The following is a 21,655-nucleotide window of genomic DNA, read 5'->3' as shown; positions in this document are numbered from 1 at the left end:
ACCTGAGGCGGACTCGGCTTCAGGACCTGCGGCCGATCCGCTGGAGGGGCCCTCACTCCTAGCGTTGAGCCATGACCACAGCCGTCTGCACCAGCGCCTCGAACGCCGCGACGCGGTTCAGCCCGTACGCGACGTACCCCTCCTTCTCGTCGTACGTCAGGGCCCGCCAACCGGTGCTGCTGCGCACCGCCCGGTCGCTCACCGCGAACCCGTGCGACGCCGAGGACCTGCTGCAGACCGCGCTGGCCAAGACGTACGTGGCGTGGGAGCGCATCGAGGACCACCGGGCGCTGGACGGCTATGTGCGCCGTGCGCTGCTGAACACGCGCACCTCGCAGTGGCGCAAGCGCAAGGTCGACGAGTTCGTCTGCGACGAGCTGCCCGAACCGGAGCCCCTGCCCGGCGGCGGCGACGACCCGGCGGAGCGGCAGGCGCTGCACGACGCGATGTGGCGGGCGATCGCGAAGCTGCCCACACGGCAGCGGGCGATGGTCGTCCTCAGGTACTACGAGGACCTGAGCGAGGCCCAGACGGCCGAGGTGCTCGGCGTGTCGGTGGGCACGGTGAAGTCGGCGGTGTCGAGGGCGCTCGGCAAGCTGCGCGAGGATCCGGAGCTGGAACTCGCGCGCTAGGCCCGTTCGTTGAGGCGACAGCGCGTACGCAGCAACCGTTGTCCGTGCGCAACGTCATGTGATCGATCGCCCGGAGCTAGTGACATACCACGCGGTATGTGCGCAGAATCGGCCCAGCCTTTACCACCGCGTTGCCATGTCGCCCGGGAGGACACCGTGCTGAGCACGATGCAGGACGTACCGCTGCTGATCTCGAGGATCCTGACCCACGGGTCGACGATCCACGGCACCTCACAGGTGACCACCTGGACCGGCGAGGGCGAGCCGCACCGCCGCACCTTCGCCGAGATCGGCGCCCGCAGCGCCCAGCTGGCGCACGCCCTGCGAGGCGACCTCGGCGTCGTGGACGACGACCGTGTCGCCACTCTCATGTGGAACAACTCCGACCATGTCGAGGCATACTTCGCGATTCCCTCCATGGGCGCGATCCTCCACACCCTGAACCTCCGGCTCCCCGTCGAGCAGCTGGCCTGGATCGTGAACCACGCGGCCGACAAGGTCGTGATCGTCAACGGTTCCCTGGTGCCACTTCTGGCCCCGCTGCTCCCGCACCTGACGACGGTCGAGCACGTCGTCGTCTCCGGCCCCGGCGACCGCTCGCCGCTCGCGGGCGCCGCCGCGCAGGTGCACGAGTACGAGGACCTGATCGCCGGGAAGCCGACCGCGTACGACTGGCCCGAGCTGGACGAACGCCAGGCCGCCGCCATGTGCTACACCTCCGGCACGACCGGCGACCCCAAGGGCGTGGTCTACAGCCACCGCTCGATCTACCTGCACTCCATGCAGGTCAACATGGCCCAGTCGATGGGCCTGACCGACCAGGACAACGCGCTGGTCGTGGTCCCCCAGTTCCACGTGAACGCCTGGGGCCTGCCGCACGCCACCTTCATGACCGGCGTCAACCTTCTGATGCCGGACCGTTTCCTCCAGCCCGCGCCCCTCGCCGAGATGATCGAGGCCGAGCGTCCCACCTACGCGGCCGCCGTCCCCTCCATCTGGCAGGGCCTGCTCGCCGAGCTGACCGCCCGGCCCCGGGACGTCAGCTCCCTCGGTCAGGTCACCGTCGGCGGCTCGGCCTGTCCGCCCTCCCTCATGACGGCCTTCGACAAGCTGGGCATGAGGCTCTGCCACGCCTGGGGCATGACGGAGACCTCCCCGCTCGGCACGGTCGCCCGGACGCCGGCCAACGTGGTCGGCACGGACGAGGAGTTCGCCTACCGCGTCACGCAGGGCCGCTTCCCGACCAGCGTGGAGGCCCGCCTCACCGGCCCCGGCGGCGAGCGCCTCCCCTGGGACGGCGAGTCCGCGGGCGAGCTGGAGGTGCGCGGCCCGTGGATCGCGGGCGCCTACTACAACGGCGCCGGCGCCGACCTCCTGCGCCCCGCCGACAAGTTCAGCGAGGACGGCTGGCTCAAGACCGGCGACGTCGGCACCATCAGCGCGGACGGCTTCCTCACCCTCACCGACCGCGCCAAGGACGTCATCAAGTCGGGCGGCGAGTGGATCTCCTCCGTCGAGCTGGAGAACGCCCTGATGTCCCACCCGGACGTCGCCGAGGCCGCGGTCGTCGCGGTCCCCGACGAGAAGTGGGGCGAGCGCCCGCTGGCCACCGTGGTCCTGAAGGAGGGCGCCACCGCCGACTTCGAGATTCTCCGCGCCTTCCTCGCCGACGAGGGCCACGTCGCCAAGTGGCAGCTCCCGGAGCGCTGGACCGTCATCGAGTCGGTACCGAAGACGAGCGTCGGAAAGTTCGACAAGAAGGTGCTGCGCAGGCAGTACGCGGAGGGGGAGCTGGACGTCAAGCGGCTCTGACGGTCACGGCAGCATCCCCCTGACGGTCGTCACGGCAGCATCCCTCTGACGGCTACGGCAACATCAGGGAACTTCACCGCCGTACACCCCGTACGGCGGTGACCCCCCACCCCAGCAGCAGCCACAGGCCCGCCACCGCGCACACCCCGTCCCACGCCCAGTGGGCGTAGGCGACGCCCGCCAGGGCCGAGGCGAGGGCGCCGCCCGCGAAGCCGGAGACGACGTAGGCGTCGACCTGGCCTCCGCCGCCCCCGTCGACCCGGACGACATCGAGGGCTGGATCGACCGGCTGCTCGACTACCACGCCGCCCACCCCGAGCTGCTGCGCCTGCTCTTCTGGGAGGGCCTCGAGTACGGCAACGCCGAACTGCCCGACGAGACCGAGCGCCAGGACCACTACGCCCGTAAGGTCGCCGCCATCGAGGACGGCCAGGCCCGGGGCGTCATCACCGACGCGATCCCGCCCCGCGACCTGCTGTTCCTGCTCACCGCGCTGGCCAACTGGGCGGCCGTCGTCCCCCAGATGAAGCGCATCCTGGCCGGAGGCGGCGAAGCGGACCGCGAACGCCTGCGCGCCTCCATCAAGGAGGCGGCACGCAGACTGACGGCGCGCTAGCCAACCAGCCGGCCAGCCTGGCCGGCTTGCCGGCTAGTTCGTTCCGATCCGGGCCAGCAGGTCGACGATCCGGCTCTGCACCTCGGTGCTGGTCGAGCGCTCGGCGAGGAAGAGAACCGTCTCGCCCGACGCCAGCCGCGGCAGGTCGGCCTGGTCCACGGCGGCCGTGTAGACGACGAGCGGGGTGCGGTTGAGCTGCCCGTTCGCCCGCAGCCAGTCCACGATCCCGGCCTGGCGCCGGTGCACCTGCATCAGGTCCATCACGACCAGGTTCGGCCGCAGCTGCCCGGCGAGCGTCACGGCGTCCGCGTCACTCGCCGCCCGCGCGACCTGCATCCCGCGCCGCTCCAGCGTCGACGTCAGCGCCAGCGCGATCTCCGCGTGCTCCTCGATGAGCAGCACCCGCGGCGGATGCTGCTCACTGTCCCGCGGCGCGAGCGCCTTCAGCAGTACGGCGGGATCGGCGCCGTACGCCGCCTCGCGCGTCGCCTGCCCGAGGCCGGCCGTGACGAGGACCGGCACCTCCGCGGCCACGGCGGCCTGCCGCAGCGACTGCAGCGCGGTGCGCGTGATCGGCCCGGTCAGCGGGTCCACGAACAGCGCGGCCGGGAACGCGGCGATCTGCGCGTCGACCTCCTCGCGCGAGTGCACGATGACGGGACGGTACCCGCGTTCGCTCAGCGCCTGCTGCGTGCTCACGTCCGGAGCCGGCCACACCAGCAGCCGCCGCGGGTTGTCCAGCGGCTCCGGCGGCAGCTCGTCGTCCATCGGCTGCGGCCGCGGCGGGTCCGCCACCTCGATCGCGCCGCCCGGCCCGTCCAGCGGCTCGGGCCCCTCGGCGGCGTTCTCGTCCGGCGCGCCTATGGCGTACGACCGTCCCGCCCCGTCCGTCATCTGCGCGAGCCGGGACTGGCCGGCGAGGGACGGCTGCGGCTGCGGTTGGGCTTGAGGCTGCGGCTGGGCCTGGGCCTGTACGGCAGGCTGCTCGGTCTGGGGGTGCGGGCGGGCCGTCTGCTCCGGGGGCGTGACGACCGGCTCCTGCCGCGTACCGAGCTTGCGACGCCGACCGGAGCCGCCCGCCTGCTGCGGGGGAGGCGTCTGGGCCGACGGCTGCTGCACCTGGGCCGCCTGCCGCGTGAACGGCACACCCTGACCCAGGGTCCGCACGCTGATGGCCCGGCCCTGGGTGGAGTTCGGGTCCACGGCGGCGGTGGCGGTGGCAGCGGTTCTGCCCGTGGCACCGGTAGGACCGGTGGCGGTCTCGGCGGGAAGGGGCTGTGCGGCGCGGGGCTGGGGGGCGGCGGGGGCAGGGGGCTGCGCCTGCGCCTGCGCCTGGGCCTGCTGGGCCTGGGCGGGTGCTGCGGCTTCCGGCGGGAGGGGGGTGCCCGGCGCCGGGGTGCTCGAGGCGTTCGGCGCCTGCGGCACGGACCCGGGGGTGGCGCCGGGCGCGGCGGTGCCGTTCGGCGGTACGGGTGTACCGGCGTCCGGCGTGTCGTCGTCGCCGATGATCCACGGCTGGGCGGGCGTACCGGCGGCGGGGGTGCCCTGGGGGGCGCCGTTCGCCGGTGCCGGGAGGGGCTGGCCGGGGACGGGCTGTGCGCCCTGAGCCGGAGCGGCCGGAGCCGTCGGAGCGGCCGGAGCCGCGGCAACGGTCGGAACCGGCGACGCGGGGGCCTCCTGCGCGGTCGTTCCGGCAGCCTCGGCCGGCCGGGCCACGGCGCGTCGGCGACGGCCCGTCGGAGCGCTCGTGGGGTGCGGCTGCGGCGGAGTGCGGTCGTCGGACTGGTCGTGCGGGACGGCGTCGTGCCGACCGTGCTCGACCAGGGCATCGGCGGAGGCACCCGGCGCGGAGACCGGCATCTGCTGGGGGACCTGGACGGATACCTGCGGTGCGACCGGCTGTGCACCCTGCTGGGGAACCTGGACGGACGCCTGCGGTGCGACCGGCTGCTGTGCGCCCTGCTGGGGAACCGACTGCGGCGCGGCACCCTGAGCCGGGACCTGCGCCTGCACGGGAACCTGCCCCGGAGCACCTGCTGCACCTGCCGCACCCGCCGTGCCCGGCGCAACCTCCGCACTGTCCGCCGTCCGGTCCGCCTCCGCCGGCGGCAGGGCGAACACCGCGCGGGGCTCCGCCTGCTGTGCGGCGGCACGTTCCGTCGCGGCGGCCAGGGCACGCCGACGGCGCCCGCTCGGCTGTGCGTTCTCGCCCACGTCGGGGCCACCCGCGCCGGAAGCGGCGGGCAGCGCCGGCGGCAACGCGTGCTGTTCGTCTCCGGCAGGCCGGGCGCGCCGTCCGCCGGGAGCGGGCACGCCCTGCGGTGGAACGGTCCCGCCGAGTCCCGTACCCGAGGCCGCGGTACCCGCGCCATGCTCGGCGGCCATGACGACGGCACCCTCGGCGATGCCCGGAGCGGAGCCCTGAGGCAGCGCCTGGACCAACCCCGGGGGCAGTGCCAGAGCCGCGCCCGCAGCCGCGGCGGCGTCCTCGGCCGGCCGCCCCCGCCGCCGCCCGGTACCGCCGTCGCCCGGTGTCTGGGCAGGCGCCTCCGCCTCGGCGGCCGCACGCCTGCGCCGCCGCCCGGTGGGCACGGCGGCCTCGCTGCCGGAGCCGCCCGAACCGCCGGATCCCTCCGCGCCCTCGGCACCGTCCGCGGCGTCCGCACCGCCGTCGGCGCCCTCGCCGCCCGGAACCTCGCTCTCCAGGAACGCGTCCGTGGAGGCCCGCCGCCCACGCCGACGCCCGCCACCGGACGTCTGCCCGGCGGCCGTGGCACCGTCGTCGGCGCCGCCCTCCTCCGCGGCCCCGAGCGCGGCCGGAGCCGGAGCCGCGACGGCCCCCGCCCCTTCCCCGAGCGGTACTTCGAGGACGTAGGCACTCCCACTCATCCCCGGCACTTCATGCGTCTGCAGCACCCCACCATGGGCCCGGACGATCCCGCGCACGATCGGCTCGTGCACCGCGTCTCCCCCGGAGTACGGCCCGCGCACCTCGATCCGTACGACCTCACCGCGCTGTGCCGCCGCCACCACGACGGTGTTGTCCATGTAACCGCCCGCCGAGGCGGGCGAGTTGCCGGTCGCGTCCACACCGGCCACGTCCGCGACGAGATGCGCGAGCGCGGTGGCGAGGAGCCGGGCGTCGACCTGGGCCTCGATGGGCGGCGCGTGCACGGCGAACTGCACCCGCCCGGGCCCGATGAGCTCGACGGCCCCGTCGACACCGGCGGCGACGACGGAGTCGAGCATCACGTTGGTACGGGTGATCCTCTGGTCGCCGGTGTCGAGCAGCTGGTAGCCGAGGACGTTGTCGATCAGGGTGGTCATCCGCGAGTAGCCCGCCGACAGGTGGTGCAGCACCTGGTTGGCCTCGGGCCACAGCTGCCCGGCGTCGTCGGCGGCGAGCGCGGACAGCTCGCGACGCAACTCGTCCAGCGGCCCGCGCAGCGACCGCCCCAGCAGCGTCAGCAACTGCTCGTGCCGGGCGGCGAGGGCCTCGTAGCGGTCCTTCTCGCGCTCGGCGAGGGCGGCGTACCGGTCGTCGCCCGCCGCCAGCTCCTCCTCGTGCTGCTCGCGCAGCTCCTCCACCTCGGTGACGTGCTGCTGGCGCAGCGCGGTGAGGTCGGAGGCGTGCTCCTCGGAGAGCCGCTCCAACTCCTCCTCGTGCTGCTTCTCGACGGCCGCCTTCTCGTCGGCGAGGGTGTCGTACGGGCGCCGGTCGGCGAAGGTCATGACGGCACCGACGAGCTGGTCGCCGTCGCGCACCGGGGCGGTGGTCAGGTCGACCGAGACCTTGTCCCCGCTCTTGGACCACAGCACCTGCCCGCGCACCCGGTGCTTGCGCCCGGAGCGCAGGGTGTCGGCGAGCGGGGACTCCTCGTACGGGAAGGGCGTGCCGTCGGTGCGTGAGTGCAGGACGAGGTCGTGCAGCTCCTTGCCGCCGAGATCACTGGCCCGGTAGCCCAGTATCTGAGCGGCGGCCGGATTGACGAGGACGATGCGCCCGTCGGTGTCGGTCCCCACGACGCCCTCGGACGCGGCCCGCAGGATCATCTCGGTCTGCCGCTGCGACCGCGCCAGCTCGGCCTCGGTGTCGACGGTGCCGGACAGGTCGCGGACGACGAGCATCAGCAGTTCGTCGCCGGTGTAGCCGTAACCGTCGTAGGCCTGCTGGCCGTTCTCGAGATTCGCGCTGGTGACCTCGACGGGGAACTCATTGCCGTCGGTCCGCCGGGCGACCATCCGCGTCGGCTTGGTGCGGCCGTGCGGATCCATGTGGTCGGGCCGGCGCATGGAGCCCGGGATGAGCCGGGAGTCGAACTGCGGCAGCAGATCGAGCAGCCCGCGCCCGACGAGGGCGGTGCCCGGAGTCTCGAAGGCCTCCAGGGCGATGGTGTTGGCGTTGACAACGGTCCCGTTGGCGTTGACCAGCACCAACGCGTCCGGCAGCGCGTCCAGTATGGCTGCGAGGCGAGCAGCGCCTCGGGATGGCCTGCTGCTCACGAGTCGCTTCCTCCCTGTTACCGCACTTTGCTGACCGCTCGGGCCATCTTGCCAACCGGCCCGCAGCGTGTCACGCGAGGGAGTCTAAGGGTTGCGGTTGCGGTCGCGACGCCGGATGCGAGGGAGCTCGCACCATGCAGTGACGTAGAACGTGTGAGCGGGAGGGTGCGACCGCCCCCGACCGCGCACCGTCGGTAACCCGTGACCGGCCACGACTGCGCCCGGACCGGAAACTCCCCGCGACCTTCCCGGTAGCCTTGGCTCCGCAGGACCTTCGCCCGACCTTTACGGAACAGTCGGCACACGCCTACTCATGCGGCACTCGTGACTCGTACGCCCCTCATGAGCCCATGTCGGGCAAAAGAGGAACGAACCGGTCCCAGCGCGCGATCTGGCATCCGTTGCTGCGGTCGTACGTCGCGTCGACCGGGCGCCCGGCCCAGGTCCCGGTGACGTGCGCGGTGGCCGGCCCGCCGTACCGCATGGTGCAGATCTCCCCCTCCGGCACGGGCGCGAAGGTGTCCCTCCCCCATCGCGTGTTGCGGTCCACCGCCCGGCAGGCCCCGCCCACCTGCGGGTGACTACCCCCATCCGGGTGGCAGCGCAGCTCGTACGTCCCGTCCTGACCGTCGCCCGCGTCCCGCACGGTGACGGTGAGGTGATCGCCGCGAGGGGAGGCGGAGCCCGCTACGGCGGAGGGGATGGCGGTGGCGGGAGTCGCGGCCGAGGAGGAGGGGGCGGCGGCCGAGGAAGGGCCGGCGGGGAGCGAGGCGACGGCGGCGAGGGAGGCGGCGGCGGTGACGACGAGCCGACGGAGCCCGCCGGAGGTGACCTGCGACATGACCTGACTAACGCCCCACCCCCGGCGACGTTGCGCCCGCCGCCCCACCAGGGCCAAAGGCTTTGCCTCCCGCCCCGCCTGCCTAGTACCGTAGAGGCCGATTGGTGACACGCCGCTCGACTGTGTCATCATCTGCACGCACCACTCGCGCTCGCGTGAGCGGCTGTGCTGGAGGCGTCGCCTAGTCCGGTCTATGGCGCCGCACTGCTAATGCGGTTTGGGTCTTAAAGCCCATCGAGGGTTCAAATCCCTCCGCCTCCGCGCGATCACCCGAAGCCCCGGTCCCCGTGACCGGGGCTTCGTCGTCCCCAAGGTCGCTCAGCACCCTCCGCAGGCGTTTCCGCAGGTCACAACGGCTACGCCAAACGGATTTCACATGTCGAGGGCAGTCATGTAATGTTCTTCCTGTCGCCGAGAGCGGGCCGGAAGGGCCGGGAACGGCGACAAAAAACAGAAAAAAACAAGCACTCGTAGCTTAACGGATAGAGCATCTGACTACGGATCAGAAGGTTGCAGGTTCGAATCCTGCCGAGTGCACAGCAGACCAGAGGCCCTGTGGAGAGATCCACAGGGCCTCTGGTGTTTGTCTTGACGGCCGTGTTCGACGGCAACCGCCTGTGACTGAGCACTTCAGTCGGCGACAGTGCCTGCGCATGTCACTGCAGGGCGGCGTACATAGGATCGCGGGCATGACAATGCGACTTGTTCAGATCGCGATGAACGCTCGGGACGACTCCGCGCTCGGCCGGTTCTGGGCGGAGGCACTCGGCTGGAGTACCGCCATCGAGGAACCTGGCGTGACCAACCTCGAACCCGAGGGCTTCGCCTATCCCGACCCTGTCGCCGTCTGCATCGACATCATTGCCGTCCCGGAACCCAAGACGGTGAAGAACCGCGTACACATCGACCTCGCCACCACGTCCGCGGCCCATCAGGCGGACCTGGTCGCGCGCCTGAAGGAGCTCGGCGCGACGCCCGTCGACGTGGGCCAGGGCGACGTCCCGTGGACGGTCCTGGCCGACCCGGAAGGCAACGAGTTCTGCGTGGCCGAGCCTCGGGAGATCTACCGCGACACCGGGCCGATCGCCGCGGTCGTGGCCGACTGCACCGATCCGCGGGCCATGGCCCGGTTCTGGGACGAGGCGATGGACTGGACCCTGCACGAGGTCACCGACGATCATGCGATGCTGCGCTCCGCCAAGGGTGTCGGCCCGTATCTCAAGCTCCTCCGCACACCCGACGCCAAGACCGTGAAGAACCGCGTCCATCTCGACCTCCGGCCCTACCCCGGTGACGATCAAGCGGCGGAGGTGGCCCGGCTGCGGGCCCTCGGAGCCACCGACATCGACCTCGGCCAGGGCGACGTGTCGTGGACGTGTCTCGTCGACCCGGAGGGGCACGAGTTCGACGTCCTCGCTCCGGGCTGACGCGGAGCCTTGAGCTACCGCAGGTCGGGGTGCCGTTCCTGGTGGTGAAGGCTGTGGCCGGCTCCCTGCCAGGCGTCGCCCGCGGCCTTCGATCACCTTGGCTGCCGGGTGGTTGCGGGAGTGTTGTCAGCGGACGACGTCGAAGACGTTCTTCTGCAGGCCGTTGGCATAGACATCGTGCTCGACGAGCTTCAGCTTCTGGGTGTCCTTGTCCGTGGCGCTGAACAGACGCTTGCCCGCCCCGAGCAGAAGCGGGAAGACGAGCAGGTGGTAACGGTCGATCAGGCCGGCGTCCGAAAGGCTCTGGTTCAGGGCGGCGCTGCCGTGGACGATGATCGGGCCGCCCTCGGTCTTCTTCAGCGCGGCGACGTCGTCGAGCGAGCGCAGGATCGTGGTCTCGCCCCAGTCCGACACCAGGTCGTCCTCAGTGAGAGTGGTGGAGACGACGTACTTCGGCATCAGCTTGTAGTCGGCGAAATCTTCCATGTCGGGCCACACCGGGCTGAACGCCTCGTAGCTGACGCGGCCCAGCAACATCGCGGTGGCTTCCTTCTGCTCACGGCCCTTGATGTCGAACGCCTCGGGGAGAAAATCGATGTTTTTGAAGGTCCACCCGGAGTTCCGGTAACCGGGCTCACCGCCCGGGGCTTCCACAACGCCGTCGAGCGAGATGAACGCAGTGCTGATCAAGGTGCGCATCGAAGTTCCTCCGTGTCTCGTGTCTCGTTGCTGCACATGGTCAGACTGGGCGCGCCGACGGAACTCATCGCAGTCGGGCGGAGATTTCCAGGAGATTTTTCGAGCCGTCAGGTCGTCCGCGCGTTGGCGGTGAGCCGCATGGGCAGCCCCCAGAGCGGGAACAGCCGCTCGACATCCAATCTCAGGAGTCGGTTTCTCTCTGCAGGACGTATGTGCTGCGCGAGTCCGGGTCGCTGAAGAAGAAGTAGAGCCCGAGCGCTTCCTTGTCGTCGCGCCGCAGCTCGAAGGTCCATGTGTAGGTCTTGGGTGCCTGAGGGAGGTTCGTCGGCGGGTCGGGCGGCTCGTTCGGCTCCGGCGCGCGAGTCGCCACCGAGGTGCGTGAGGTGAGCGTCAGTTGGACGTGCTGGCCGTCGTTCCATCCGGTCCGCTTGTCGGTCAGCTTCCAGGTTCCCGTGCCTGACAGGCGCCACCTGTCGTCGAAGTCCCATTCCTGTCCATCCAGGAGCCGGATGTCGGCCTTCCCGTCAGGCCGGAAGACAACCCTCGTCCGGTCGTAGCAGAGCCATGACCCCGCTACTTCTGCCGGCTTCGCGTCATGCAGCGCGGGCACGTCGTCATACATATGGGGATTGCACCCCGTGAGCGCGAGTGCGAGTGCGAGCGGACAGGCGGCGAACACCGCGTGCCGCCCTCTGGCGCGGGTGGATGAATGGGTCAGCACGGCCCTCCCCTCCCCGGAAGCGCAGCACCCAAGGCGACTGCGATTCACCGTGTGCCGATCACGCTCCTGTCATGCTGGCACCTTTTTTGAACATGTTCAACTCTGTGTCGGGTTGCGTGGTCGCGTTGCGCGGCGCCGCCTCAGGTGTGTGCCTCCACGTCGCGCAGGAACGCGGGCACCCGGTCGTTGAGCACCTTCGCCGGCATCGCGTGACCCACCCGGGGACGATCTCCGACCGCACGTCCGTCAGGAATTCCCGAGCCCTCGCCTGCGCGCGGCCGGGGTCCGTGGACGGGCTGGCGCCCCCGAGCAGCACCATGACTGGCACCTTCACCGAGCGCAACTCCTCGTCGGTGAGCGACCGCGGCACCTTCACCGAGCGCAACTCCTCGTCGGTGAGCAACCGCGGCGCGAGCAGCCGCCCGCGGAAGGAGCGCAGCGCCCCCCCGGGATCGGCCTGCCTCTCGGCGGCGCCGGTCATGAACCGGGGGTGCGCCACACGGTGACGGCCGCCATGGCCGCCATCGCCGCCGTGAGGCGGCGGAGGGCCCCGTACTGGAGTGATGTGATCCGGTACGGGGCCCTCCCCCTCCGTGTCGTTGCCGGGGTGGCCGTCCACGACCTCGGGATGTCGTCGTTCCGGTGCTATCCGTCAGTCTTGTCGGCCGTCTGATGGAGGGCGATCGACGTCAGGACCAGGGTCGCGCCCAGGGTCTGGACGGCCGTCAGGGGTTCGTGTCGGAGGAGGACCGACAGGGCGGTGGCCGTGAGGGGTTCCAGGAGGATGGCGATGACGCCGGCGGTGGGGGTGGTGCGGTGGAGGGCGGCGAAGTAGGTGGTGTAGGCGATGGCCGTGGGGAAGAGGGCCAGGAAGGCCAGTGCGGCGAGGGTGTCCGGGCGGGGGTGGAGGGTCATGCCGGTCGCCAGGCCCACGGGGAGCAGGAGGAGGCCGCCCGCGAGGAAGCTGAGGCCCGTTGTGGTGGTCTGGTCGTGGGCGGGGAGCGGGGTGCGGTGGGTCAGGGTGAGGGTGGCGAAGCCGGCGGCGGCCAGGAGGGACAGGGCTGTTCCCGTGGTTCGGTCGGCCACGGAGGTGCTGGGGGAGTCGAGGAGCAGGACCAGGCCGCCGACCGCGATCAGGATCGACGCCGTCGCGCGTGGGGTGGGCATGCGGCGGTCCAGCACGGCGGAACCGGTCGTCACCAGGACCGGGACGGCGACCATGGTCGTCAGCGCCGCCAGGCCCACTGAAGTGGCCCGTACGGCCGCGAAGTAGGCCGCCTGGAAGAGGGCCAGCAGGAGGCCGGACGTGGCGATACGGATCACCGTCGGACGGGTGCGTGGCACGGAGTTCAGGCGTCCCGTGACCGCGGCGTACGCGGTGATGAGCGCTCCGCCCGTCAGCAGGCGGTAGGCGGCGACGGCGGCGGGTTGGAGTCCGGCCGACGAGGCGAGCAGCGAGCCGGCCAGGCCGCCGGTGCCCCAGAGGACTCCGGCCAGGACGAGCAGGGCGGTGGCGGTGCCCGGCCGCTTGGAGCGGGCAGGCGTGGGTGAGCTGTGCGTGAGCATGGAAGGGCTCCGACTTCGACGTGGATGAAGGCAACGTCGGAGCGGGGCGCCAAGGGATCAGCGACGGATCAGTGACTGATCAGCGACGGGTCAGGACACACTTTTCGCACGCCAAACCCGGGCCGCGGCCATGATGGTTGCTCGGCCGGGCCCGTCAACACCCCGCTCAGAAGCGGGGCGGTGGGCAGATGATCCGGAGCCGGTTCGGGTGCATGGCGGCCACAGTAGGCGGACCGGGGAGTGCTGAGCAGCTCCTTTTCCGCCCCGGAGCCGTCCATCACCGCCCAACACCGCCCATCACCAGTCCACTTGCCCACCCGCTCACCCCTCCCTCCCGCGCAGCTCCTCCAAAGACTGCCGTGACAGCGCGAGCGTGCGGGTGAACCAGTCGGTCAGGAGGGCGAGTTCGTCGGGGGAGTACTCGGCGAAGAGGGCGGCGAGGCGGGTGTAGTGCGGCTCGTAGAGCTCGTACGCGCGGGCTACCGCCTCCGGCTCGGCGGCCACGCGGACGCGGCGGCGGTCGGTCGGGTCGGGGCGGCGGGTGACGTAGCCCGCGCGTTCCAGGCGGTTGAGGATGCCGGTCACCGCGCCCGTCGTGACGTTGGCCCGTTCCGCGAGGTCGCCGGCGGTCAGGAGGTTCTCGCCGGCCTCCAGGACGAAGGCGAAGCAGGTGAGGTCGGTGACGTTCAGGCCCAGCCGCTGGGCGATCTCCTGTTGGGCGATCAGGTGGTTCGCGATGAGGTGGTCCATCGCCGTCATCGCCGCCGCGGGGGTGGCGGGCGGGCGCGGCTCCGCTTGCATTGCTGTTTCCCTTAGTTCGTGAGATGTTTGTCTTGCTAAATTCTTAGATGGTGAGAGGAATCGAGGAAGAGGGGCGGGCAGGCACGTGAGCGCACAGTACGACGAGGGGCACACGGTCGCAGGATGGACCGGGTTCGGCATCGCGACCGCCGGGTCCTCCGTGGCGGGGCTGGGGGTGTGTCGGGTCTCCGTTCCTCTGGTGGGCGGTGGGCTGGCGATCGTGGTCCTCGCTCTCCTGGTCACCTGGGGTCTCCATCTCGCCGGGTGGGGCAAACCACCGGGCGTCCGGCCCAGGGAGCAGTGGGGGATGCGGGTGCGGGACGCGCGGGCTCGGGGCGGGCACGGGGAGTGCCTCGGGTGTCGGCTGGCGGGGCGGGGGCGCCGTACGACCGACACGACTGTCCCCATGGCCACGGCCCCGGCCACGGTGACGGCGAGCCCTGAGGCGACAGTCGCCGAGAGCGTTCGCTGAGCCTCGCTCCTGCCGCGTTGTCAGTGGCGGCCTCTACTCTCGACGGCAATGGGACAGGCGTGGAAGTGCTCGGGGCTGCGGTGGGCTGCGGAGGGTCCCGTGCTGGTGTGGGACGGGGGGCGGGTCAGTCCGCTGTCCTGGGGGAAGCGGGTGGCCTTCGGGGTCGTCGAGGGGGGTGTGCGGACGTGTGTGGGTGCGCGGGGGCATCCGTGTCCGGTGCGGGCGGGGGTGCCGGGGCGGAGTACGGGGGTGCGGTGCGAGGAGTGTGCGCGGCTGGACCGGGCGCATTCCGTTGCCGCCGACACGATCGCGGACGATCCTCGGACCTACCGGGTGTACCTGGCCTGGTTCGGGCCCGGCATGGTCAAGGTCGGGATCACGGCCCAGGAGCGGGGCCCGGCGCGGCTGCTCGAACAGGGCGCCGTCTGTTTCAGCTGGCTCGGCACGGGCCCCCTGATGGCCTCCCGGCGCACCGAGGAGCTGCTGCGTGCGGCGCTGGGCGTGGCCGACCGGATTCCGTACGCCGCGAAGCGGGCGGTGCGGTCAGCGCTGCCGCCCACCGGAGAAGAACGGGCTGCCGAGATCGCCGAGTTGCACGCGCGGGCGGTGGCGCTCGGCGGCTGGCCCGAGTCACTCGCCCGGGAGCCCTTCCAGGCGGTGGACCACGTCAGGGCGTTCGGGCTCGGTGGGGTACCCCCGGCCGTGGGCGAGGTGGCCGAGCTGGTCGCCGGTGGGGTGGTGAGCGGTGAACTGCTGGCGGCCGCCGGGCCCGATCTGCATCTCGGCACCGATGCCTTCGGAGGCGGGACGGTGGTGCTCGACACGCGGTTGATGAGGGGGTGGGAGCTGGTTCCGGTCGCCGACAACCAAGTCAGCGTGCCGGTGCGGGAGTTCAAGGGCGCCGGGCATCTGCAGGACGGGCTGTTCTGACGAGGAGAAGGGAGTGGCCGTCATGGATGTCACCGTGCAGTGGGTGCGTACGTCCTGGACGAAGCAGTCGCGCGGCGGTGCGGCCGCCGCCCTGCGCAATGCCGCTCCGGTCGGGTTCGTCCTGCCGCACGGGGTGGCGCCGCTCGCCCACACCGTCCGGATGCAGGAGCGGGACGACTTCACTTTGTTCGCGTTGCCGCCCCGGCGCCGACGGCCTCCGGCGGTGCGGCCGGCGCCGGGGCGGTGGGTCCGCGGGGCGCCCACCTTTCACGTGGACGAGCGGGGGCCGCTGCGGTGACCAGGAAGATCAACGTGACGTGAGGACTTCCCAGGAGTTCCCAGGCGTTCCCTGAGAGGTGCCTGTGAGTTTCTCAGGGAAATCACAGACTCTGGAAAGGGTGCTCTCAGAGGACCCCGACAAGGTGTCCGCTATGACCACGACCTCGCCCCAGGGGCGCACCGAACTGCTGAGGCCGGACGGGAGCCCCGTCCGAGTGCTTGTGGTGGACGACGAGCTGTCGATCACCGAACTGCTGTCCATGGCCCTGCGCTATGAGGGATGGCAGATCCGGAGCGCGGGTGACGGGACGGGCGCGATACAGACCGCGCGCGAGTTCCGGCCCGATGCCGTCGTCCTGGACATGATGCTGCCCGACATGGACGGGCTGGCCGTCCTGGGGCGGCTGCGGCGCGAGCTGCCCGACGTGCCGGTCCTGTTCCTGACGGCCAAGGACGCTGTCGAGGACCGGATCGCGGGTCTGACGGCCGGCGGTGACGACTACGTCACCAAGCCGTTCTCCCTCGAAGAGGTCGTCGCCCGGCTGCGCGGGCTCATCCGGCGCTCCGGTGCCGCCGACCGCCGCTCCGACTCCATGCTGGTCGTCGGCGACCTCACCCTCGACGAGGACAGCCACGAGGTGTCGCGGGCCGGGGACAACATCCACCTCACCGCCACCGAGTTCGAGCTGCTGCGCTTCCTCATGCGCAACCCGCGGCGCGTGCTCAGCAAGGCGCAGATCCTCGACCGGGTGTGGTCGTACGACTTCGGCGGGCAGGCCAACGTGGTCGAGCTCTACATCTCGTACCTGCGCCGGAAGATCGACGCGGGACGCGAGCCGATGATCCACACCCGGCGCGGCGCCGGTTACCTGATCAAGCCCGCCGTCTCATGAGCGGACGACGACGGCCGCGCCCGCAGAGGCGAGCAGGCAAGCCGCGCACCCTGCGCTCCCGGCTCGTCGTCGCGTCCGTGGTGCTGATCGCCGTGGTGTGTGCGGTGATCGGCACGGTGACGACGCTGGCGCTGCGGTCGCATCTGTACGAACAGCTGGACGGCAAGCTGCGCGAGACCTCCATGCGCGCGGTGGGCGGCCGCATGGACGGCAAGAAGCCGCCCAACGGCGACGACAAGATCCCGCCTGCCGGCGCGAACGACAACACCCCGGCGAGCGCCAAGGCCGCGAAGTTCGTCACGCAGGGGCCGACGCAGCCCAAGACCATCGCCGCGTACGTGCAGAGCGGCAAGATCGCCAGTGCCGCCATCGCGGAACAGGAGAAGGACAGCAACGGCGCCTTCAAGGACATGAGGGCCGGCAGCCTCAACGCGGCGCAGAAGGCGGCCCTCGCCTCCGTGGCGAAGGACCGCAAGGCCCACTCCTTGGACGTTCCGGGCATCGGGGAGTACCGCGTCACGTACGTCTCCAGCCTGGACGGCAGCGACTCGTACTACGTCGCCCTCCCCACCGACGACGCCAACAGCACCGTCAACACCCTGATCCTCGTGGAGCTCAGCGTCACCGCCGCCGGTCTCGGTGCCGCCGTCATCGCCGGCTACGTCCTCGTCGGAGTCGCCACCCGCCCCCTCCGCAGGGTCGCCGCCACCGCCACCCGGGTCTCCGAACTGCCCCTGCACACCGGCGAGGTCAACCTCAGCGAGCGGGTGCCCGACTCCGAGACCGACCCGCACACCGAGGTCGGACAGGTGGGCGCCGCGCTCAACCGGATGCTGAACCATGTGCACGGCGCGCTGCACTCACGGCAGCAGAGCGAGATGCGGGTACGGCAGTTCGTCGCGGACGCCAGCCACGAGCTGCGCACCCCGCTCGCCTCCATCCGCGGGTACGCCGAGCTCACCAGACGCGGCAGAGAGGAGGTCGGGCCGGACACCCGGCACGCCCTCGGGCGCATCGAGTCCGAGGCCGGCCGTATGACTCTCCTCGTCGAGGATCTGCTGCTGCTCGCGCGCCTCGACGCCGGGCGGCCCCTCCAGTTCGAGCAGACGGACCTCGTACCGCTCGTCGTGGACACCATCAGCGACTCCCGCGCGGCCGGCATGGACCACAACTGGCGCCTCGACCTGCCCGACGAACCGGCCCTCGTCTCCGCTGACGCCGCCCGGATCCAGCAGGTGCTGGTCAACCTGCTGGGCAACGCCCGCAAGCACACACCGCCCGGTACGACCGTCACCGCACGGGTCCAGCGGCGCGGCCCCTGGATGTGCGTGGACGTCGAGGACAACGGTCAGGGCATCCCGCAGGACCTGCTCCCGCATGTCTTCGAACGGTTCGCGCGCGGCGACTCCGCGCGCTCGCGCGCCACCGGCTCGACCGGGCTGGGCCTCGCCATCGTGCAGGCCGTGGCGACCGCGCACGGCGGTGCCGTGACCGTCGACAGCGTGCCCGGGCAGACCGTGTTCACGGTGCACCTGCCCGCGCTCGGCCCCGCCGTGCCGCAGCCGTCGCCGGAAACGAACTGGCAACTGGATACACAGGCACAGCACAGCACCACCACATGGGTGGAACAGGGCGCCTGACCAGAGTCGTTCGTATGCGAACCGACTCTTCTCCCGGCAACCTGCCGGCGCGGGAGCACCTCCCGGCCGCGGCAGCCGGTACGCCTGTCCTGGACGTAGTGATCCCCGTCTACAACGAGGAGAAGGACCTCGAGCCGTGCGTCCTCAGACTGCACGGCCACCTGAAGCGCACGTTCCCGTACCCGTTCCGCATCACGGTCGCGGACAACGCGTCGACGGACACCACGCCCCAGGTGGCGGCACGGCTCGAGGCACAGCACGCGGAGGTGAGGTCCTTCCGCCTGGAGCAGAAGGGCCGCGGCCGGGCCCTGCGGACCGTCTGGTCCGCCTCGGACGCGCCGATCCTCGCCTACATGGACGTGGACCTCTCCACCGACCTCAACGCGCTGCTGCCGCTGGTGGCGCCGCTGATCTCCGGCCACTCGGACCTGGCGATCGGCTCCCGGCTCGCCCGTAGCTCCCGCGTGGTCCGCGGGCCCAAGCGGGAGTTCATCAGCCGGGCGTACAACCTGATCCTGCGCGGCTCGCTGCAGGCCCGCTTCTCGGACGCGCAGTGCGGCTTCAAGGCGATCCGCAGGGACGTCGCCCAGGTGCTGCTGCCGCTGGTCGAGGACACCGGGTGGTTCTTCGACACCGAGATGCTGGTGCTCGCCGAGCGCGCGGGGCTGCGGATCCACGAGGTGCCGGTCGACTGGGTCGACGACCCGAACTCGACCGTACACATCGTGAAGACGGCGACGGACGACCTCAAGGGCGTGTGGCGCGTGGGCAAGGCCCTCGCCACCGGTTCGCTGCCGCTGGACCGGATCACCCGCCCGTTCGGCGACGACCCCCGCGACCGCGACATCCAGGACGTGCCGAAGGGCCTGGCCCGCCAGCTCGTCGGGTTCTGCGTCGTCGGCGGCCTGTCCACCCTCTTCTACCTGCTGCTCTACAGCGTCTTCCGCCAGTTCGGCGGCTCGCAGATCGCCAACGCGCTCGCACTGCTCGTCTCGGCCGTCGCCAACACCGCCGCCAACCGGCGCCTGACCTTCGGGGTGCGCGGCCGGGGCGGCGCCGTACGCCACCAGGCGCAGGGCCTGGTCGTCTTCGGTATCGGACTCGCCCTGACGAGCGGCTCGCTCCTCGCCCTGGGCGCGGCGACGTCCGACCCGGCGCACTCCACCGAGCTGGCGGTCCTCATCGCCGCCAACCTCGCGGCGACGGTCCTGCGCTTCCTGCTCTTCCGCGCGTGGGTCTTCCCGGACCGCCGGGAGGGCGCCGAGCCCCCGACCGCGGTCGCCGCGCACCACCCGTCCAACCCGTCCTCGTCGACGTACGCGACGGTGGGCGCGATCCCGCAGCAGGGCCTGTACCGGCCGCTGCCGCAGCGTCCGGTGACGCACACCGCGTACGGCAGCACCTACGAAACGACCGAGTTCCGCGCCGGTGAAGCCGCGGACGGCTCCTGGAGGGACGCCACCATGCGCTTGCAGCCGCTGCGTCCCCACGACACCGACACGGGGGACTCCCGATGACCATCCACTACGACCAGACGACCGTCCCCACACCGGACACGGCTCCCCCACCCCAGGCGCCCCCGCCCGCCCCGGACTCCGGTGAGCCCAAGCAGCCCCTCGCCCGCAGACTCTGGCGCGGCCGGCCCGAGGACCCCCGCTGGGTACGCCCCGCCTTCCTCGGCCTGCTGCTGGCGACCTGCCTGCTCTACCTCTACAACCTCAGCGCATCCGGCTACGCCAACTCCTTCTACTCCGCGGCCGTCCAGGCCGGCAGCCAGAGCTGGAAGGCCTTCTTCTTCGGCTCGCTGGACGCGGCCAACGCCATCACCGTCGACAAGCCCCCGGCCTCGCTGTGGCCGATGGAGCTGTCGGTCAGGATCTTCGGCCTGAGCTCGGGGGCGATCCTCGCCCCCGAGGTCCTCATGGGCGTCGGCACGGTGGCCGTGGTCTACGCGGCCGTCCGCCGCCGGTTCAGCCCCGAGGCCGGTCTGATCGCGGGCGCGGTGCTCGCGCTCACCCCCGTCGCGGCGCTGATGTTCCGCTTCAACAACCCGGACGCGATGCTGGCGCTGCTGATGGCGGCCGCCTGCTACCTGGTCGTCCGCGCCCTCGAGGACGGCCGCACGAAGTGGCTGGTGTGGGCCGGTGTCGCCATCGGCTTCGCGTTCCTCGCGAAGACACTCCAGGCCTTCCTGATCCTGCCGCCGCTGGCGATCGTGTACGCGGTCTGCGCGCCGGTGAACCTGAAGAAGCGTTTCGGACAGCTGGCCCTGGCCACGGTCGCCCTGGTCGTCTCCGGCGGCTGGTGGGTCGCGATCGTCGAGCTGTGGCCCGCCTCCTCCCGCCCGTACATCGGCGGCTCGCAGAACAACTCCTTCCTGGAGCTGACCTTCGGCTACAACGGGCTCGGCCGGCTCAACGGCGAGGAGACCGGCAGTGTCGGCGGCGGCGGTGGCGGGGGCGGCACCGGGCAGTGGGGCGAGACCGGCTGGGACCGGATGTTCAACTCCGAGATCGGCGGCCAGATCTCCTGGCTGCTGCCGGCCGCGCTGGTGCTGCTCGTGGCGGGCCTGGTGGCCACGCGCAAGGCCCGGCGCACGTCGGTGACCCGCAGTTCGTTCCTGGTCTGGGGCGGCTCGCTGCTGATGACCATGGTCGTCTTCAGCTACATGGCGGGCATCTTCCACCAGTACTACACCGTGGCCCTCGCCCCCTACATGGCGGCCGTGATCGGCATGGGCGCCGGGATCCTGTGGGAGAAGCGCACCGAGTTCTGGGCGTCGATCACTCTCGCGGCCTCGGTCGTGGCGGCGGTGTCCTGGAGCTACGTCCTGCTCAACCGCACCCCCGACTACCTGCCCTGGCTGAAGTGGCTGGTCCTGATCGGCGGCCTGGTCGGCGCGCTCGGCCTGGTCTTCGCGGGCCGGGTGACCCGGCAACTGGCCCTCGCGGCGGCGTCCGTGAGTGTCGTGGCCGCGCTGGCCGGACCGACCGCGTACACCCTCAGCACGCTCCAGGAGGGCCACACCGGCTCCATCGTCACGGCCGGTCCGGCGGGCGCGAGCATGATGGGCGGCGGCCGGGGCGGTCCCGGCGGCGGTGGCGGCTTGCGGGGCGGCGCGGGCGGCGGCATGCCTGGTCAGCAGGGTCAGCAGGGTCAGAACCAGCAGGGCCAGCAGAACCAGCAGGGCAACGGCTTCCCCGGCGGCGGCATGCCGGGCCAGAACCAGCAGAACGGCAACGGCGGCACGCAGGGCCAGGGCCAGAACCAGCAGGGCGGTGCGCCCGGTGGCCAGACCGGCGGTGACGGCGGCGGCATGGGTGGCGGAGGCGGTGCCGGCGGCCTGCTCAACGGCGCGTCCGTCACCTCCGAGGCGAAGAAGCTGCTGGAGACCGACTCCGACCAGTACACCTGGGTTGCCGCGGCCATCGGCGCGCAGAACGCCGCGAGCTACCAGCTGTCCACCGGTGAGCCGGTGATGGCCATCGGCGGCTTCAACGGCACGGACCCGTCGCCGACGCTGGCCGAGTTCAAGAAGCTGGTGGAGGAAGGCAAGATCCACTACTTCATCGCCGGCGGCGGCATGGGCGGCGGCAGCAGTAGCTCCGGCACCTCCTCGCAGATCACCTCGTGGGTGGAGGAGAACTTCAAGCAGGTCACGGTCGGTTCGGCCACCTTCTACGACCTGACGAAGCAGGCGAGCTGACGCTCCGTCCGAACAAGAGGAAGGGGGGGGGGGGGGGGGGGGGGGGGGGGGGGGGGGGGGGGGGGGGGCGGCGCGGGCGGGGGGGGGGGGGGCGGGCGGGGGGGGGGGTGTGGGGGT

The 21,655-nt window shown here is 71.5% G+C and carries 18 protein-coding genes and 2 tRNA genes; 14 read left to right on the top strand and 6 right to left on the bottom strand.

The features are described from left to right. Positions 1-71: 71 nt before the first annotated feature. The 3 genes from ACFYWX_RS32210 to ACFYWX_RS32200 all read left to right on the top strand — a co-directional run bounded on the left by ACFYWX_RS32210 (position 72) and on the right by ACFYWX_RS32200 (position 3,060). Positions 72-632 (top strand): SigE family RNA polymerase sigma factor, encoded by a 561-nt coding sequence (locus ACFYWX_RS32210; RefSeq protein ID WP_389428154.1) that lies wholly within the window; start codon positions 72-74, stop codon positions 630-632. A 96-nt stretch (positions 633-728) separates the two neighbouring features. After that, positions 729-2,444, top strand: a complete 1,716-nt coding sequence (locus ACFYWX_RS32205; RefSeq protein WP_389428152.1) for a long-chain fatty acid--CoA ligase — start codon at positions 729-731, stop codon at positions 2,442-2,444. Between the two features lie 160 nt (positions 2,445-2,604). Beyond that, positions 2,605-3,060, top strand: a complete 456-nt coding sequence (locus ACFYWX_RS32200) for a hypothetical protein (protein ID WP_389428150.1) — start codon at positions 2,605-2,607, stop codon at positions 3,058-3,060. A gap of 33 nt (positions 3,061-3,093) precedes the next feature. Here ACFYWX_RS32200 and ACFYWX_RS32195 read toward each other — a convergent pair whose 3' ends face one another. Continuing rightward, positions 3,094-7,563 carry a PAS domain-containing protein gene (locus ACFYWX_RS32195; protein ID WP_389428148.1) on the bottom strand — a complete coding sequence of 1,490 codons (4,470 nt, stop codon included), beginning with the start codon at positions 7,561-7,563 and terminating at the stop codon, positions 3,094-3,096. A gap of 340 nt (positions 7,564-7,903) precedes the next feature. Further along, the gene (locus ACFYWX_RS32190) at positions 7,904-8,404 is read right to left on the bottom strand and encodes an SSI family serine proteinase inhibitor (RefSeq protein WP_389428146.1); all 501 of its coding nucleotides are present in this window, start codon (positions 8,402-8,404) and stop codon (positions 7,904-7,906) included. Between the two features lie 170 nt (positions 8,405-8,574). On the opposite strand from ACFYWX_RS32190, the gene ACFYWX_RS32185 reads away from it, so the two are divergent. From ACFYWX_RS32185 to ACFYWX_RS32175, 3 genes are all read left to right on the top strand, one after another. Continuing rightward, a tRNA-Ser gene (locus ACFYWX_RS32185) sits at positions 8,575-8,665 on the top strand. A 203-nt stretch (positions 8,666-8,868) separates the two neighbouring features. Then, positions 8,869-8,941 (top strand) — tRNA-Arg (locus ACFYWX_RS32180). A 152-nt stretch (positions 8,942-9,093) separates the two neighbouring features. Next, the gene (locus ACFYWX_RS32175; RefSeq protein ID WP_389428144.1) at positions 9,094-9,831 is read left to right on the top strand and encodes a VOC family protein; all 738 of its coding nucleotides are present in this window, start codon (positions 9,094-9,096) and stop codon (positions 9,829-9,831) included. Between the two features lie 126 nt (positions 9,832-9,957). Here ACFYWX_RS32175 and ACFYWX_RS32170 read toward each other — a convergent pair whose 3' ends face one another. Together ACFYWX_RS32170 and ACFYWX_RS32165 are read right to left on the bottom strand one after the other, a co-directional pair. Continuing rightward, complete coding sequence (locus ACFYWX_RS32170) at positions 9,958-10,530, bottom strand: dihydrofolate reductase family protein (protein ID WP_389428142.1); 573 nt, start codon at positions 10,528-10,530, stop codon at positions 9,958-9,960. Between the two features lie 181 nt (positions 10,531-10,711). Then, positions 10,712-11,152 carry a hypothetical protein gene (locus ACFYWX_RS32165; RefSeq protein ID WP_389428140.1) on the bottom strand — a complete coding sequence of 147 codons (441 nt, stop codon included), beginning with the start codon at positions 11,150-11,152 and terminating at the stop codon, positions 10,712-10,714. Between the two features lie 416 nt (positions 11,153-11,568). Here ACFYWX_RS32165 and ACFYWX_RS32160 point away from each other — a divergent pair, with 416 nt between their 5' ends. Continuing rightward, positions 11,569-11,757 (top strand): hypothetical protein, encoded by a 189-nt coding sequence (locus ACFYWX_RS32160; RefSeq protein ID WP_389428138.1) that lies wholly within the window; start codon positions 11,569-11,571, stop codon positions 11,755-11,757. A gap of 139 nt (positions 11,758-11,896) precedes the next feature. Here ACFYWX_RS32160 and ACFYWX_RS32155 read toward each other — a convergent pair whose 3' ends face one another. Both ACFYWX_RS32155 and ACFYWX_RS32150 read right to left on the bottom strand, forming a co-directional pair. Next, entirely contained in the window at positions 11,897-12,817 is a 921-nt protein-coding gene (locus ACFYWX_RS32155; RefSeq protein ID WP_389428136.1) for a DMT family transporter, read from the bottom strand. 321 nt (positions 12,818-13,138) lie between these two features. Beyond that, positions 13,139-13,618 (bottom strand): MarR family winged helix-turn-helix transcriptional regulator, encoded by a 480-nt coding sequence (locus tag ACFYWX_RS32150; RefSeq protein WP_389428134.1) that lies wholly within the window; start codon positions 13,616-13,618, stop codon positions 13,139-13,141. An 85-nt stretch (positions 13,619-13,703) separates the two neighbouring features. Here ACFYWX_RS32150 and ACFYWX_RS32145 point away from each other — a divergent pair, with 85 nt between their 5' ends. The 7 genes from ACFYWX_RS32145 (at position 13,704) to ACFYWX_RS32115 (ending at position 21,538) form a co-directional block, all read left to right on the top strand. Next, positions 13,704-14,090 (top strand): HGxxPAAW family protein, encoded by a 387-nt coding sequence (locus ACFYWX_RS32145; RefSeq protein WP_389428132.1) that lies wholly within the window; start codon positions 13,704-13,706, stop codon positions 14,088-14,090. Positions 14,091-14,138: 48 nt separating this feature from the next. Then, complete coding sequence (locus ACFYWX_RS32140; protein ID WP_389428130.1) at positions 14,139-15,020, top strand: DUF2797 domain-containing protein; 882 nt, start codon at positions 14,139-14,141, stop codon at positions 15,018-15,020. Between the two features lie 22 nt (positions 15,021-15,042). After that, on the top strand, positions 15,043-15,318 hold the full coding sequence (locus tag ACFYWX_RS32135; protein ID WP_389428128.1) for a hypothetical protein: 276 nt from the start codon (positions 15,043-15,045) through the stop codon (positions 15,316-15,318). 133 nt (positions 15,319-15,451) lie between these two features. Further along, entirely contained in the window at positions 15,452-16,192 is a 741-nt protein-coding gene (locus tag ACFYWX_RS32130; protein WP_389428126.1) for a response regulator transcription factor, read from the top strand. Beyond that, positions 16,189-17,832, top strand: a complete 1,644-nt coding sequence (locus ACFYWX_RS32125; protein ID WP_389428124.1) for a sensor histidine kinase — start codon at positions 16,189-16,191, stop codon at positions 17,830-17,832. Before ACFYWX_RS32130 ends, ACFYWX_RS32125 begins: the two co-directional genes overlap by 4 nt. 14 nt (positions 17,833-17,846) lie before the next feature. Continuing rightward, a complete protein-coding gene (locus ACFYWX_RS32120) occupies positions 17,847-19,349 on the top strand; it encodes a glycosyltransferase (protein ID WP_389428122.1) in 1,503 nt (500 codons plus the stop codon). Further along, positions 19,346-21,538 (top strand): ArnT family glycosyltransferase, encoded by a 2,193-nt coding sequence (locus tag ACFYWX_RS32115; RefSeq protein ID WP_389428120.1) that lies wholly within the window; start codon positions 19,346-19,348, stop codon positions 21,536-21,538. Before ACFYWX_RS32120 ends, ACFYWX_RS32115 begins: the two co-directional genes overlap by 4 nt. Positions 21,539-21,655: the final 117 nt, after the last annotated feature.

The organism is Streptomyces sp. NPDC002888 (genome assembly GCF_042888465.1).
Taxonomy (GTDB): Bacteria; Actinomycetota; Actinomycetes; order Streptomycetales; family Streptomycetaceae; genus Streptomyces.
The sequence above is the reverse complement of the archived record's forward strand: the minus strand, read 5'-3'. Positions and strand labels throughout refer to the sequence as shown.